The following is a 14,560-nucleotide window of genomic DNA, read 5'->3' as shown; positions in this document are numbered from 1 at the left end:
TGACGCATCCGCGCCCGGGGCGCGGCCACCGGGGTGGGCGGATGCGGGCGCGCCCGCAGCCGGAATTCCGAACGGACGCGACCGGGTGCCGGGCCGGTTGGAAAACCCGCGTGACCCCCCCGTCGAACGGGAAATCGCCCTGACGGGGACCCAGCCGCCCGGACTGAGACCCAGCCGCTCGAAGCGGGAACCTAGCCGCGCGAGGCGGGGTGCTGCCCCGCGGCGACGAGGCGGCGGCAGGCGTCGCCCGGGTCGCCGGCGGTGACCAGCCCCTCGCCCACCAGCACGCAGTCGGCGCCCTGGTCGGCGTAGGCGCGCAGGTCCTCCGGGCCCTTGACGCCGGACTCGGCGACCTTGACCACGGTCTCCGGCAGCATCGGGGCCAGCTTGCCGTACACGCCCATGTCGACCTCGAGGGTCTTCAGGTTGCGGGCGTTGATGCCCAGGATCTTCGCGCCCGCGGCGACCGCGCGGTCGACCTCCTCGGCGGTGTGCGCCTCGACGAGGGCGTTCATGCCCAGCGACTCGGTGCGGTCGAGCAGCGACTCCAGCGCCGCCTGATCCAGCGCCGACACCATGAGCAGCACCAGGTCGGCGCCGTGGGCGCGGGCCTCGTGGATCTGGTACGGCGTGACGATGAAGTCCTTGCGCAGCACCGGGATGTCCACGGCGGCGCGGACGGCGTCGAGGTCGGCCAGCGAACCGCGGAAGCGGCGCTCCTCCGTCAGGCAGGAGATGACCGCAGCACCGTTGTCGGCGTAGGCCTTCGCCAGCACGGCCGGCTCCGGGATGTCCGCCAGGTCGCCCTTCGACGGGGAGGCGCGCTTGACCTCGGCGATGACCTGCACGCCCGGACGGGACAGCGCCGCCACCGCGTCCAGCGCCGGCGGGGCGTCGAGCGACCGCGCCTTGATCTCGGCGTAGGGAACCTTCGCCTCGCGGGCGGCCAGATCCTCGCGCACTCCGGCGATGATGTCGTCGAGCACCGTTGCCATGGTCAATCCCCTCACAGCGGGCCCGTCGGGGCCCTGAAGTCGATGAATTCCGTTTCCGGGTGAATGTTAACGCTTGACCCCGCCGTCACCGGGCGCGGGGTCGGGGTCCGTCGGGTCCACGCCCGCGTCCAGCGCGTCCCACAGCACGCGGCCGGACTCCGGCTCGCGGGACAGGTCGTCGCGCACGCGCTCGCGCCGGACTTCCGGGGTCTCGTACGCGCCGGAACGCCGCTTGGCGCCCGTGCCGCCCGGCCGCACCAGCAGCAGGGCGCCGCCGAGCACGCCGAGCGCCGCCATGACGATGGAGATGACCGGCCCGGTCGAATGCACCGCTAGATCCTGCACCTCCGCCCAGTCCGACACCGTCACCGGCGCGTTGGCCCGCTGCGTCGCCGCACCCGACGACAACAGGTCCAGTGCCCGCTCGGGGTCCGCACCGCTGGTGAGCAGCTGCAGCGGCGACCACGCGGCCGTCGCCGCGATGACGGCGGCCAAGGCACCGACGATGCGGCGGCCGATGCCGCCGAGGATCAGCGTCGCGCCGACGGCGGCGGCCAGGGCCAGCGCGAGCGCCGTGGTCTCCGGCGCCCACGTCGCGCCGACGAGATCGTTGACCGCCTCGCCGGACTTGTCGTCGAACGTCGTCACCGTCAACCACGCCGAACGCCCGGCCAACCACAGGCCCAGCGCCGACACCACCATGAGCAACTGCGCGACGCCGGGGCGCCGATCGGACTTCTTCTTCGGGTTCTTGGCGGTGCGGTGGCCGTCGTCAAGCAAAGAATCGTCGTGGGCGTCGTGCGTGCCGTCAGTCATCTGTTCCCCCGTCAGCGTTTCCCCGGGCTTCCCGGATGGTTTCGGCGGCGGCGACGGCGCGAAGCACCGCGGCGGCCTTGTTGCGGGTCTCGGCGTCCTCGGCGTCGGGATCGGAATCCGCGACGATGCCACCGCCGGCCTGCACGTACACCGTGCCGTCCTTGATCAGGCCGCTGCGGATGGTGATGGCCTGATCGGTGTTGCCGCGGAAATCGAAGTATCCGACCGTGCCGCCGTAGACGCCGCGGCGGGTGTCCTCGAGCTCGTCGATGATCGCCAGCGCACTCGGCTTCGGGGCACCGGACAGCGTGCCCGCCGGGAACGTCGCGGCGAACGCGTCGACGGCGGTGGACTCCTGGGCCAACGTGCCCGTCACCGTCGAGACCAGGTGCATGACGTGCGAGTACCGCTCGATGTGGCGGAAATCGTGGACCTTCACCGTGCCCGGCTCGCAGACGCGGCCGAGATCGTTGCGGCCCAGGTCGACGAGCATGAGGTGCTCGCTGTTCTCCTTCTCGTCGGCCAGCAGCTCCTTCTCCAGCAGCACGTCGGCCTCGACGTCCGCCCCGCGCGGGCGCGTGCCGGCGATGGGGTTGGTGACCACGCGGCGGCCCTTGACCTGCACCAGCGACTCCGGCGAGGACCCGACGATCTGGAACGCCGTGCGCTTCATCGATTCGTCCGGCACGTTGACCAGGAACATGTACGGGCTGGGGTTGGTCATCCGCAGCATGCGGTAGACCTCCAGCGCGGTGGCGTCGGTGTCCATCTCGAACCGCTGCGACAGCACGATCTGGAAGGCGTCGCCGGCCCGGATGTGCTCCTTGGACACGTCGATGCGGCGCTTGTGCTCCTCCGGGGTGCGCTGGCGGCGCACCTGCGGCTCCGGCAGTTCCACCTCCACCGGCGGCGTCGACAGCGGCGCGGCGAGCTTGCCCAGCATCGATTCGATGCGCGACACGGCGTCGTCGTAGGCCTCGTCGACCCGCTCGTCGGAGGCGTCCCAGTTGATCTGGTTGGCCACCAGCCAGATGACGCCCTCGTGGTGGTCGACGACGGCGAGGTCCTCGACCAGCATCTGCACCATCTCCGGCACGCCGAGATCGTCGACGCAGGTGTCGGGAAGCTTGCGCTCGATGAAGCGGATGATGTCGTGGCCGAAGTAGCCGACCAGGCCGGACGTGAAGGGAGGCACCGAACCGGCCTCCACGGCGGCGTCGTCAAGCGGCAGTTCGCTGTGCAGGAGCCGCAGCGTCTCGCGCAGCGCCACCAGTGGATCGCCGCCCTCCGGGGCGCCCTCGGGCGCCGTGCCGATCCAGCGCGCCTCGCCGTCCACGACCGTCAGGGCCGTGCGCGAACCGCAGCCGATCATCGACCATCGCGACCACGACTGCCCGACGTCCGCCGACTCCAACAGGAACGTGCCGGGGCGATCGGCGGCGAGCTTGCGGTAGGCCGACAGGGCGGTCTCGCCGTCGGCCAGCACCCGCTTGATCACCGGCACCACGCGGTGGTCGCGCGCCAGGGCGCGGAAGCGCTCCCGGGAGGTCATCGAGGTTCGCGTCGAGGTTCGCGTCATGCGTCACATCATGCCAAACGCCGGTGCCCGGCCACCGACGCGGGCCTACACCAGCGGATCGACGTCGAAGCAGGAATGCGCGCCGGTGTGGCAGGCGGCGCCGGTCTGATCGACGGTGACCAGCACGGTGTCGTGGTCGCAGTCCAGGGCGACATGGTGGACCTTCTGGAAATGCCCGGAGGTCATGCCCTTGATCCAGTACTCGCCGCGCGACCGCGACCAGTACGTTCCGCGGCGCGTGCCCAGCGTGTACGCCAGCGCGTGGTCGTCCATCCAGGCGAGCATCAGCACGTCGCCGGTGCCGGCCTCCTGCACGATCGCCGGCACCAGGCCGGCGTCGTTGCGCTTGAGGCGGGCGGCCAGGTCGGGGGCCAGGTCCCAGGTGGCCGGGTCGTCGGGGTCCTGCTTGCCGACGGTCAGCGCCGCACCCGCAGCGGCCGGCACCTCCTCGAAGCCGCTCATCGGCGGACCTCGATGCCGGCGTCGGCCATGGCGTCCTTGACCTCGCCGATGGAGACCTCTCCGAAGTGGAAGATCGACGCGGCGAGCACGGCGTCGGCACCGGCCTCGACGGCGGGCGGGAAATGCTCGGCCGCACCGGCGCCGCCGGAGGCGATGACCGGCACGTCGACGGCCGCACGGACCTTGCGCAGCAGCTCGAGGTCGAAGCCGTCCTTGGTGCCGTCGCCGTCCATGGAGTTGAGCAGGATCTCGCCGACGCCCAGTTCCTCGCCGCGGCGGGCCCACTCGACGGCGTCGATGCCGGCGGACTTGGAGCCTCCGTGGGTGGTGACCTCGAAGCCCGACGGCTGCTCCTGGCCGCCCTCGGGCACGCGGCGGGCGTCGACGGACAGGACGATGCACTGGGCGCCGAAACGCTGCGACAGCTCGCGCAGCAGTTCCGGGCGGGCGATGGCGGAGGTGTTGACCGAGACCTTGTCCGCGCCGGCGCGCAGCAGCTGATCGACGTCCTCGACGCTGCGGACGCCGCCGCCGACGGTGAGCGGGATGAAAACCTGCTCGGCGGTGCGGCGCACCACGTCGAGCATGGTGCCGCGGCCGTCCTTGGAGGCGGTGACGTCGAGGAAGGTCAGCTCGTCGGCGCCCTCCTGGTTGTAGCGGTGCGCCAACTCGACGGGGTCGCCGGCGTCGCGGAGGTTCTCGAAGTTGACGCCCTTGACCACGCGGCCGTCATTGACGTCGAGGCAGGGGATGACGCGGATCGCGACGGACATGGTTCTCCTAGTGTCGGGTGTTCGGGGCGGGATCGGGGCTGGAACGGAACGGGAACGGGGCTGAAGCGGAACGGGAACGGGGCCGGGCCGGGTCAGGCGCGGAAGTCGGTGGGCGGCTGCAGGCCGCGGACGATGTGGAGAAGGCCGGCATGGACCTCTTCCGTGCCGGCGAGCACGCCGACGGAACCGTCGTGCCATTCCTCGCCGGCCAAGTCGGTGACCACGCCGCCGGCTTCGCGGATGAGCAGGACGCCCGCGGCGTTGTCCCACACGTGCGGCGAGAAGGTGACGGTGCCGCCGAAGGAGCCTGCGGCGGTGGCGGCGAGATCCACGCCGACGGAACCGGAGATGCGGATCGTCGGGTAGCGGTCCCCCACCGCGGACAGCAGCGCCTGCCGCCAGCCGCGGGGGAACGTGCCGTCGCGGCGGGCGATGACCGAGCCGAATGCGATGGACACCGGGCGGCCGGACTTGGGGTCCATGTGGACCTCGCGGCCGTTGACGCGGGTGCCGCCGCCGAGGGTGGCGGTGACGCGGCGGCCCAGCAGCGGCATCGACGCCAGCGCGACGATGGGCTCACCCTTGTGCAGCAGCGACACGAGGATCGCGCACATGGGGAAGCCGGCCGCGTAGTTGGTGGTGCCGTCGATCGGGTCGACGACCCACACGGTGTCGGAGACGGAGTCGCGCTCGCCGCCGGTGCCGTACTCCTCGCCGTGCACGGGGAAGCCGGTGAAGTGCTGGAGCAGCTCGCGCAGGCGGCGCTCGATGGCCAGGTCGATTTCCGTGGCGAAGTCGCCGCGGGCCTTGGTCACCAGCGGGTCCGCACCGAGGTTGACGGTGAAGAGGTCCTCGACCTCATCGACCGCCGCCTCCGCCATCGCCAGCAGGGCCCGGGGCTCCAGATCCGCCATGGTCCAACGACCTTCCCGCGCTAGGAGCGCGCCACCGCCAGCGCCTCTTCCAGCGTGAAGCGGCCGGCGTAGAGCGCCTTGCCGATGATCGCGGAGTCGACGCCCTCGGGCACCAGGGTCTTGATGGCCTCGACGTCGGCCAGGGAGCTCACGCCGCCGGAGGCGACGATCGGCGCGTCGGTCGCCGCGGCGACGTCGCGAAGCAGCTCCAGGTTCGGGCCGGCCAGGGTGCCGTCCTTGGACACGTCGGTGACCACGAAGCGGGTGCAGCCCTCGGAATCCAGGCGCTCCAGCACCTCCCACAGGTCGCCGCCGTCGGAGACCCAGCCGCGGCCGCGCAAGCGCCACTCGCCGTCGATCTGGCGGACGTCGAGGCCGATGGCCACGCGGTCGCCGTAGCTGCCGATGAGCTCCTTGCACCACTCCGGGTGCTCCAGCGCGGCGGTGCCGATGTTGACGCGGCGGCAGCCGGTGGCCAGCGCCGCCTCGAGCGACTCGGTGTCGCGGATGCCGCCGGACAGCTCGACGTCGACGTCCAGCTTGCCCACGACGTCCTTGAGCAGCTCGTAGTTCGAGCCGCGACCGAAGGCGGCGTCGAGGTCGACGAGGTGGATCCACTCGGCCCCGGCGTTCTGCCAGTTCATCGCGGCATCGAGAGGGGCACCGTAGTGGGTCTCGGAACCCGCGGCGCCCTGGACCAGGCGGACGGCCTGTCCATCGGCGACGTCAACGGCGGGCAGGAGGGTCAAGGTCATGGCGGTGTATCGCTCCCCGGGGGTCGGTGGTTGATTTCGGTGGCCGCCGTGGAAAAAGCGGCCGGAAGTTCCGGATTGCAGTATAGGCGAGGGCTCCAGGGCCGGGACCGGCGCGGGCCGATGACGGGCCGATGACGGGCCATTGACGAGCCAGTGACGGGCCGGCGGCGTGCCGGGCCGGACCCCAGCCGAACGTCAGCCGTGCGTCAGCGGAGCGTCGCGGTCCAGTTGCGCAGCAGCGCGAGCCCGGCGTCGCCCGACTTTTCCGGGTGGAATTGCGTGGCCCACAGGGGGCCGTTTTCCACGGCGGAGACGAACCGGTCGTTTTCGTGTCCGGTCCAGGTCACCAGCGGCGCGGCGATGCGGGAGTCGTCGTCGAGCTCCCAGCGGCGGGCGGCGTAGGAGTGGACGAAGTAGAAGCGCTCGTCGGCGATGCCGCGGAACATCTCGGAGCCGTCGGGGGCCTCGACGGTGTTCCAGCCCATGTGCGGCAGGATCGACGCGTCGAGGCGTTCGACGGTGCCGGGCCATTCGCCGCAGCCGGGCGTGCCGATGGCGCGCGCGCCGGGGTCGGTTTCGTCGGCGTGGGCGCCTTCGGCGAACTCGACGCCGCGGTCGAAGAGCACCTGCATGCCCACGCAGATGCCGAACACGGGGCGTCCGCCGGCCAGGCGGGAGCCGATCAGGCGCGGGCCCTGGACGCGGTGGAGACCCTCCATGCAGGCGGCGTAGGCGCCGACGCCGGGGACGAGCAGCCCGTCGGCGTTCATGACGGTGTCCGGGTCGGCGGTGACGACGACGTCGACGCCGGTGGAGGCCACGGCGCGCTCGGCGGAGCGCAGATTGCCGGAGCCGTAGTCGAGGATTGCGACGGTGGTCATGGGGAGATCATAAACGCCCGTTTCCGACGCGCCCCGCGCGCCCCGCGCGAATGGCGCGACATGTCCCCTGAGGAATGCTAAGGTTAACGGCAGGTTAACTTCCACTGAACTTCACGCCAATCAGCGCAGGTGGGACGGTCATGATTGTGCTTTGCGACGGGCCGCCGCACGGAGTTGGAAGTGCAGAGCATCACCAGAAAGGGCCCTCGATGACCAATCCCCTCCTCAAGCGCCAGTTCGAGATCGTCCGCGAGGACATGCACCGCCGCTACGGCTCGCTGCACACCGCCGAGCACATCGACGCGCTGGTCGACCAGACCATCGCCGAGCGCACCGCCAACGCGAAGGTCGAGACCTTCCTTCCGGTCATGGTCGAGCGCGTCGTCTCCGAGAAGCTGGAGGAGCAGGCGGCCGCCGCCGGCGCGACGGATCCGTGCGCCCGCCAGGAGGTCCTGTACGTCTGTGAGCGCAACGCGGGCCGTTCCCAGCTGGCTTCCGCGATCACCTCGTGGATCGTCGGAGATCGGCTCTTCGTCCGTTCCGTGGGACTCAACCCCGTCGGCGGCATCAACCCGACCGTGCTGGAGGTCCTGGCCGAGCGCGGCATCCCGACGGGTCACCTGTACCAGAAGGAAATCGTCGCCCGCACCGTCCACCGTTCCGACGTCGTGGTGCTGATGGGCGTCGACCAGCGCCCGGACATCCCCGGCGACCGCTACGTCGAGTGGGACATCGCCGACCCGGAGGGCGCCTCCATCGAGGAGGTCCGCACCATCGCCGACGACGTCGAGCGCAACGTCCGCGCACTGCTGGCCGACATGGGCTTCGCCGAAGCGCAGTCCGCGTAGAGACATCTCGAGCGGGATGCTCCACTCCCCGACCACCGACGGCCGGCCCCGTGCACCGGGGCCGGCCGTCCGCGTCCCTGCGGGAGTCACGAACCCGACAAGACCGCCCCGTAGTAGGACGAATGACTCTTGACCTCGCCTGTCAGGTCATGATCGACGATTTTCTCCTCCGCCGCTCCGAACCCCGTCAGCCCCACTGGCGTAGCTCCGATCTGGACGGCCCGGTACAGATACTTGAGGATCTGATCCGCCGCCGAGTGATAGTTGTGGATCTTTCGCTCGACTCCCCGTGCCAGCACCGACCAGTCATCGCGGCGGCTCTTCGCTGCGCCGAAAAGCCTCATTTCGTCGATGATCGGGGGTTTTCCTTCTGATCCCAGCGACTCCGCGGCGGAAATCATCACTCGAGCTCCGAGACTGTGGCCCACCAGAACAAATCGACCTTCGTCGACCTTCGCCAGCAGCTGTGCAAGAACCTTCCCGGTCTTCTCTGCCCTGCTCACGGCGACCGACCACGGATTGGCGGCCAAGCTCGCCGCACCCGTGACAATTCCGGCGGGATTCAGCTTCGAGGGTGCGGTCTTCATCGCCCGCTTTGCCGACTTTCTCGCGAAACGGATCGACGCCTGCGTAGCCCCGGACGTTTGCACAGCATCGGCGAGCGACTTCAGTTCCTTGCTTCCCCAGCGGACGAGGTAGATGGACGGGTCGCCGTAGAGTTTCTCCGCCACAAGCACCGGCTCCAGCCAGTCGTCGGTGCCCTCGGTGGTGAACCCCCGGGCGATGACGACGTTCGGCCCCGCGCCGTCGCGGAGTTTCTCGATCTCGAAGGACTCGTCCTCCTTCACGTATGCACCTACGATCCCCGCGCCCTGGGCACCACCTATGGCCGCGCCTCCCATCGCCACCATCATCGCCCCGCCGGCCATCCCCTTTCCGCCCGCGGCCAGAGCACCACCACCCAGCCACGCCAGACCTGCATTCGTCGCCGCCGCACCCGAGTAACCGAACAGGTGCACGCCGATCAACCCTCCGACGGCCGGTGCCGCCACGAAGGCGGCCGCCGCGAGCGCACCGGCTCCGACGACGCCTCCCGCGGCCACTTTCGAGGTGCGTGCGACGTTTTTCTTCGCGTAAACGAGCAATTCGCCATAGTCTGCCAGGTCGCCGACGGTCGCGTGCGCCGCTTCGAAACCGAGAATGTCGTGGCGATGTTCGGCGCACAGCGGAGGTGCCGGCATCTTCCGCTGAAGCCGACGCACCGCCATGTTGTCGCAACGGGGCACCGAGCAGAGAGTGGTCGGGCTCCCGCAGTCGTCGCAAAGCCACACCTGCGCGGTCCGCGCGCGGCCATCGACCTTCCGATGGACGTAACGGCCCACGCACGCGGAGCACCAGCCGAGCCGCTCCTCGTCGCCGAGGCGATCAATGAATCGGGTCAAGGTCGTGATGTCGGAAACCACGCTTTTCGCCATCTTTTCGGCGTTGGCCCGCTGCTTCTCCACACGGGTGGCAGCATCGTCGTCGGGCATCTCCACCTCGAGGTCGGACATGTCCGGAGCTTCCACGTCGGCAGCGTCGGGGAAGGCGATTTCCCTGCTCGCGTCGGTGCCTCCCCTCGCCGCCTCCGAAAACTCGGCGAATGCCACCGCCAATGCAATCAGTGCCTTGTTCTCCGTAAGCGCAGCATCCCCCCACACCTCTTGGATCCCGTCGGCGATGTTTCCGGTGACGCGCAGCCGGTAGCCCTTCTCCGAACGGATCTCACACACGTATGAGTCATCTGCGATGAAAACCGCGTTGATCTTGATGGCCATTTTCCGCATCCTCCAGGTATCCATCGAGGAGCGATGTGTGCGCCTCGTCCCTTCGGAAATCTAGACGGGCGACCGGATTCACCGGACCGCGGGTGACCCCGCGTCCGCACCGCCGTTCGACGCCGATTGCTTAAACCCCGGCGCGGACCTTCAGCGCCGGCGAGCACGCCAGCGCGAGCAGGCCGAGCACGATGAGCAGCCCCAGCGCCACCTGCAGGCCGACGCCGGTGGCGGCGACGCCGATGGCGGGGCTGGTGACCAGGAAACCCATGCGCATGAGCCAGCCGACGAGGGTGACGCCTGCACCGTCGGACACGCCCGGCACACGGGACGCCGCGGCGAAGGCCGACGGCACCAGCGTCGCGCAGCCGAAGCCGGCCAGGGCGAACCCGCCGATCAGCACCACCGGCGCGGCGATCGCCCCGCCCAGCACCACGAGAATGCCGCCGACGGCGATGAGCCCGCTGCCCGCGCCGGCCACCTGAGCACGCCCGAACTTGTCGATCAGCGCGTCGCCCGCGAACCGCCCCAGGGTCTGCGACGACAGGAACACCGCGTAGGCGATGCCGGCCGACGCCGCCGCCAACCCGGCGAGCTGGTGGGCCGCCAGTCCGCCCCAGTTCTGGCCGAGGTCCTCGACGGCGGTGCCGGCGATCGCCACGGCCGCCAGCGGCAGCACGGCGACGAACGCCGCCCGCAGCGCCGGCCACTTCGGCGCGGCCTCTGCGCCGTCGGCGTGGGCGTCGTCAAGCTTCTCTTCCGGCAACGGCGACGCGCCCTCCCCGACCAGCCACGCGCCGACCGACACCATGGCCAGGCAAGCGGCCGACGCGACGACGAGATGGACCCCGATGTCGTTGCCGGCGATCGCCGACCACGTGGCGATCGCGCCGCCGGACGCGGCGCCGAGACTCCAGAAGGCGTGCAGCCGCGAAATGATCGACCGGCCCGAGCGATGCTCGACGCGGGTTCCGGCGACGTTCTGGCCGACGTCGGCGGTGGCGTCGCAGATGCCGAATCCGAACAGCAGCGCCGCCAGCGCGAGACCTCCGGAGATCTGGCCGATGAGGATCATCAGCACCGCCATGATCAGTGTGCCGCCGACGGCCGCGAACAACGGCCCGCGCTGCCGCACGATCCGCGCCGGCAGCGCCGACGACACCAGCGACCCCAGCGGCATGGCGGCGACGATGAACCCGAACTGGAAGTCGGTCAGCCCCCATTCCTTGACCAGCGTCGGGTACCACGGCAACAGCGACGCGAACAGCGCGCCATTGGACGCGAACATCAGCGAGGTGCCGAAAAATCCCCTGCCCATCCGATCAGTTCCTTCCGTCGGATTCGGGCCGCGTTTCCGGGGCCTGCCTGCGCTTGACGACGGCACCGCTCAACTTCCGCAGCGTTGCCCTCGTGTTGTGCCGCTCCGCCACACGGTGCGTCCCGACGATGTGGTCGAGAATCGCGGCGACGAGCCCGATGGACATCAACCCCGCCGCGACGGCGAACACCGCCGGGTACGGCTGCAGCGCCGCGCCCGCCACGAGGCCGAGGACGAAGGAGCCGGTGCCCGTGCCGGAGTCGAAGGCCATGTTCCAGTAGGCGCTGGCCTCGGCGGTGCGCTCGCGGGGCAGGCGGGCGAACATGAGCAGCAGGGCCTCGTTCTGCACCATGCCGAACCCGGCGCCGTAGAACGCCGCTGCCCCCAGCAGCCACCACGCCGACCATCCGGCGTAGACCACCAGCGCCATGAAGATCAGCCCGACCACGCCGGCGGCCAGCGCGCCGATGATGAGGGTGCCCGCCTTGCCCTTGCGGTCCGCCCACGCGCCGGCGATGTAGCGGAACACCATCTGCGCACCGCCCATCACCGACAGCGCGGCACCGGCGACGATCGCGCCGGCGACCAGATCGATCTCCCGGGCCGCGGGCGCCAGGAACGCCGAAATGCCGCCGAAGCCCATCGCGGTGGTGCCCATCGCAAGTGCGGGCACGGCGACGAGCTTCCACGTGGGCACGTTCTCCGCCGGGCCGGGATCGCCCGTGGGCAGCTCCGTGGCGGGCTTCCCCGCGACCTCCGGTGCGGTCCCCTTCGCGGTCTTCGTCCCCGTGGACGTCTTCGCCGCCGCCTTGAGCTTCGGGATCAACAAAGCCATCGCCGACCCGACCAGCGAGATGACGCCGCCGAGGACGTAAACCCACTGGTACGTGCCGGTCCAGTGCGCGATGGCAAGACCCAGCGGCAGACAGGTCAGCTGGGCGACGCCGACAGCCACGCCCAGGGCACCGGATGCCTTGCCCAGGAATTTCAGGGGCACCAGCTCCGCGATCAACGCGGACTCCGCCACCGTCAGGGCGCCGAAGCCCATGCCTCGGATGACGGCGATGCCGAGCACCAGCGCGGCGTCGGTGCCGAATACGTGGAGGAACGTGGGCAAGCCCAGCAGCAGGCCCGAGACGAACATCGTCTGCCCGTAGCCGAATCGGCGGAGCATCCGCGGCGTCTGCGTCTGCGTCAGCACCGTCGCGGCCATGAACACGCCGGTGTACGCCCCGGCCAGGCCGGCGCCGCGGCCGTCGTCGAGGATCGCCTGCGGGATCACCGGCAGCAGCAGCGACCAGCCGCCGAACGCGGCCAGGACCGCCACCAGCGTGGGGATGAGCCCGGGCGCCTTCCACATGGAGTCCACCCGGTCAGTCACGTCAGCTCATCTCCCGTTCCCCGGCGCGCGCCGGATCCATCGAATCAGTTCATTTCTCCCACGAGCCACAGCACCGCGCCGGCGGTGGCCAGCACCGCCAGCAGGCCCAGGACGACCGTCCCGAACCTCGAGCCCGCCTGGTACGCGGACCAGGCGCCGCCGACCAGCAGGCCGGCGAGGATGAACAGGAAGATCGTGGGCATGTCGGCGGCGCTCACAGGGTGCCCTTCGTCGACGGGATGCCCTGGACGCGCGGGTCCGGTTCACACGCCGCGCGCAGGGCGCGGGCGACGGCCTTGTACTCCGCCTCGGTGATGTGGTGCGGATCGCGACCGTACAGGCACCGGACATGGAGGGCAATCCGGGCGTTGAGGGCGAAGGACTCGAAGAAGTGCTCGTTGATCACGGTGGCGTAATGGCCGCCGATGACCGCCGAGAGCATCTGCTCCGGCTCGCCGGTGATGACGAAGTACGGGCGGCCCGACACGTCGACGATCGCGTGCGCCAGGGTCTCGTCCATGGGGACGTAGGCGTCGGCGAAGCGGCGGATGCCCGCCTTGTCGCCCAGCGCCTGCGCGAACGCCTGGCCCAGCACGATGCCGGTGTCCTCGACGGTGTGGTGCGCGTCGACCTCGGTGTCGCCGTTGGCGTGGAGCTTGATGTCGAACCTGCCGTGCACCGTCAGGGCGGTGAGCATGTGGTCGAAGAACGGCAGGCCGGTATCGATGTCGGCCCGGCCGGTGCCGTCGAGGTCGACCGTGCAGACGATCGACGACTCGCTGGTGGCGCGTTCGACGGTGCCGACGCGGGTGGCGCCGCCGTGGGTGGGATCGGTCATTGTCTACTCCGTTTCGGTGGTGGCGCCGTTGCCGGCCCCGGTCGTGGCTCCGGTCGTGGCGCCGGTGGTCGCGCCGGACACGATGACGCCTTCGGCGGCCTCGAGGAACGCGTCGTTTTCCGTGGGCAACCCGATCGTGGCGCGCAGGCGGCCGGGGACCCCGACGTCCCGGATGAGGACGCCGCGGTCCAGAAATTCCCGCCACGCACTGGCGGCGTCGTCGAAAAGCCCGAAGAACACGAAGTTGGCGTGCGAGTCGATGACGTCGTACCCCAGCTCCTCGAGCCGGGCGACGACCCGGTCGCGCTCGCGCGCGAGCTTGTCGACGGTGCCCAGCGTCTCCCCCGCATGGCGCAGCGCGACGGTCGCCGCCGCCTGCGTCAGCGTGGACAGGTGGTACGGCAGGCGCACCAGCATGACGGCGTCGACGAAGGCCGGGTCGGCGACGAAATAACCGAGGCGGCCGCCGGCGAAGTCGAACGCCTTGCTCATGGTGCGGCTGACGACGATCTTCGCCGGGTACTCCGCGATCAGGGAGACCGCCGAGGGCTCGTCGGTGAATTCCGCGTAGGCCTCGTCGACGATGACGATGCCCGGCGCGGCGTCGAGGATGGCGCGCAGGTCCCCGGTCGGCGTCAGGTTGCCGGTCGGGTTGTTCGGGGAGGTGACGAAGATGACGTCGGGCCGCTGCGCCTGGATCGCCGCCAGCGCCGCGTCCATGTCGATGTCGAACGTCGCCGGATCGCGCGGGACGGCGAAGAACTCCGTCTGCGTGCCCGCCGACAGGATCGGGTGCATGGAATAGCTGGGCGTGAAGCCCATGGCCGTGCGGCCGGGGCCGCCGAAGGCCTGCAGCAGCTGCTGGAGGATCTCGTTGGAGCCGTTGGCGGCCCACAGGTTCTCCTCGCCGACGCCGACACCCGTGCGGGCCGAAACGTAGTCGGCCAGCGCGCGGCGCAGCACGACGGCGTCGCGCTCCGGGTATCGGTTCAGGTCCGAGGCGACCTTGCCGATCTCGCCGACGAGCTCGTCGATGAGCGAGTCGGAGGGCGGGAACGGGTTCTCGTTGGTGTTCAGCCGGACGTCGACATCGAGCTGCGGGGCCCCGTAGGCCTCCTCGCCGCGCAGTTCCTCGCGCAGCGGCAGGTCCGCCAGGGTGATTCCGGATTCCTTCATGGGTCGT

At 70.4% G+C, this 14,560-nt stretch carries 15 protein-coding genes; 1 reads left to right on the top strand and 14 read right to left on the bottom strand.

Features of this window, described 5'->3' with window-relative positions; translation table 11 throughout:
* Positions 1 to 191: 191 nt before the first annotated feature.
* The 8 genes from trpC to hisH form a co-directional block, all read right to left on the bottom strand.
* Positions 192 to 995, bottom strand: a complete 804-nt coding sequence (trpC, locus tag CX1_RS02670) for an indole-3-glycerol phosphate synthase TrpC (protein ID WP_046650597.1) — start codon at positions 993 to 995, stop codon at positions 192 to 194.
* 66 nt (positions 996 to 1,061) lie between these two features.
* Entirely contained in the window at positions 1,062 to 1,811 is a 750-nt protein-coding gene (locus tag CX1_RS02665; RefSeq protein ID WP_082719025.1) for a TIGR02234 family membrane protein, read from the bottom strand.
* A complete protein-coding gene (locus CX1_RS02660; RefSeq protein ID WP_046650596.1) occupies positions 1,804 to 3,390 on the bottom strand; it encodes an anthranilate synthase component I in 1,587 nt (528 codons plus the stop codon). Before CX1_RS02660 ends, CX1_RS02665 begins: the two co-directional genes overlap by 8 nt.
* A 45-nt stretch (positions 3,391 to 3,435) precedes the next feature.
* Positions 3,436 to 3,852, bottom strand: a complete 417-nt coding sequence (gene hisI, locus CX1_RS02655) for a phosphoribosyl-AMP cyclohydrolase (RefSeq protein WP_082719024.1) — start codon at positions 3,850 to 3,852, stop codon at positions 3,436 to 3,438.
* Complete coding sequence (gene hisF, locus CX1_RS02650; protein ID WP_046650595.1) at positions 3,849 to 4,625, bottom strand: imidazole glycerol phosphate synthase subunit HisF; 777 nt, start codon at positions 4,623 to 4,625, stop codon at positions 3,849 to 3,851. The genes hisI and hisF overlap by 4 nt, the downstream gene beginning before the upstream one ends.
* A gap of 92 nt (positions 4,626 to 4,717) precedes the next feature.
* Positions 4,718 to 5,539, bottom strand: a complete 822-nt coding sequence (locus tag CX1_RS02645) for an inositol monophosphatase family protein (protein WP_046650594.1) — start codon at positions 5,537 to 5,539, stop codon at positions 4,718 to 4,720.
* A 20-nt stretch (positions 5,540 to 5,559) separates the two neighbouring features.
* Positions 5,560 to 6,294: a bifunctional 1-(5-phosphoribosyl)-5-((5-phosphoribosylamino)methylideneamino)imidazole-4-carboxamide isomerase/phosphoribosylanthranilate isomerase PriA gene (gene priA / locus CX1_RS02640; protein ID WP_046650593.1), complete on the bottom strand. Its 735-nt coding sequence runs from the start codon at positions 6,292 to 6,294 to the stop codon at positions 5,560 to 5,562.
* 206 nt (positions 6,295 to 6,500) lie between these two features.
* Positions 6,501 to 7,175 carry an imidazole glycerol phosphate synthase subunit HisH gene (hisH, locus tag CX1_RS02635; protein ID WP_060925223.1) on the bottom strand — a complete coding sequence of 225 codons (675 nt, stop codon included), beginning with the start codon at positions 7,173 to 7,175 and terminating at the stop codon, positions 6,501 to 6,503.
* Positions 7,176 to 7,384: 209 nt separating this feature from the next.
* On the opposite strand from hisH, the gene CX1_RS02630 reads away from it, so the two are divergent.
* Positions 7,385 to 8,023 carry an arsenate-mycothiol transferase ArsC gene (locus CX1_RS02630; protein ID WP_046650592.1) on the top strand — a complete coding sequence of 213 codons (639 nt, stop codon included), beginning with the start codon at positions 7,385 to 7,387 and terminating at the stop codon, positions 8,021 to 8,023.
* Positions 8,024 to 8,109: 86 nt separating this feature from the next.
* Here the strand turns inward: CX1_RS02630 and CX1_RS02625 are convergent, their stop codons facing one another.
* The 6 genes from CX1_RS02625 to CX1_RS02605 form a co-directional block, all read right to left on the bottom strand.
* Positions 8,110 to 9,840 (bottom strand): DUF726 domain-containing protein, encoded by a 1,731-nt coding sequence (locus tag CX1_RS02625; protein ID WP_060925222.1) that lies wholly within the window; start codon positions 9,838 to 9,840, stop codon positions 8,110 to 8,112.
* Positions 9,841 to 9,970: 130 nt separating this feature from the next.
* Complete coding sequence (locus tag CX1_RS02620) at positions 9,971 to 11,158, bottom strand: MFS transporter (protein WP_255217625.1); 1,188 nt, start codon at positions 11,156 to 11,158, stop codon at positions 9,971 to 9,973.
* Between the two features lie 4 nt (positions 11,159 to 11,162).
* Positions 11,163 to 12,539, bottom strand: a complete 1,377-nt coding sequence (locus CX1_RS02615) for an MFS transporter (protein ID WP_432264140.1) — start codon at positions 12,537 to 12,539, stop codon at positions 11,163 to 11,165.
* Between the two features lie 44 nt (positions 12,540 to 12,583).
* Entirely contained in the window at positions 12,584 to 12,757 is a 174-nt protein-coding gene (locus CX1_RS12240) for a hypothetical protein (RefSeq protein ID WP_156425050.1), read from the bottom strand.
* Positions 12,754 to 13,377, bottom strand: coding sequence for an imidazoleglycerol-phosphate dehydratase HisB (hisB, locus tag CX1_RS02610; RefSeq protein ID WP_060925221.1), 624 nt, complete (start codon positions 13,375 to 13,377; stop codon positions 12,754 to 12,756). Before hisB ends, CX1_RS12240 begins: the two co-directional genes overlap by 4 nt.
* A gap of 3 nt (positions 13,378 to 13,380) precedes the next feature.
* Entirely contained in the window at positions 13,381 to 14,553 is a 1,173-nt protein-coding gene (locus CX1_RS02605; protein WP_162488621.1) for a histidinol-phosphate transaminase, read from the bottom strand.
* Positions 14,554 to 14,560 lie beyond the last annotated feature (7 nt).

The organism is Corynebacterium xerosis NBRC 16721 = ATCC 373, from assembly GCF_001552415.1.
GTDB lineage: Bacteria > Actinomycetota > Actinomycetes > Mycobacteriales > Mycobacteriaceae > Corynebacterium > Corynebacterium xerosis.
The sequence above is the reverse complement of the archived record's forward strand: the minus strand, read 5'-3'. Positions and strand labels throughout refer to the sequence as shown.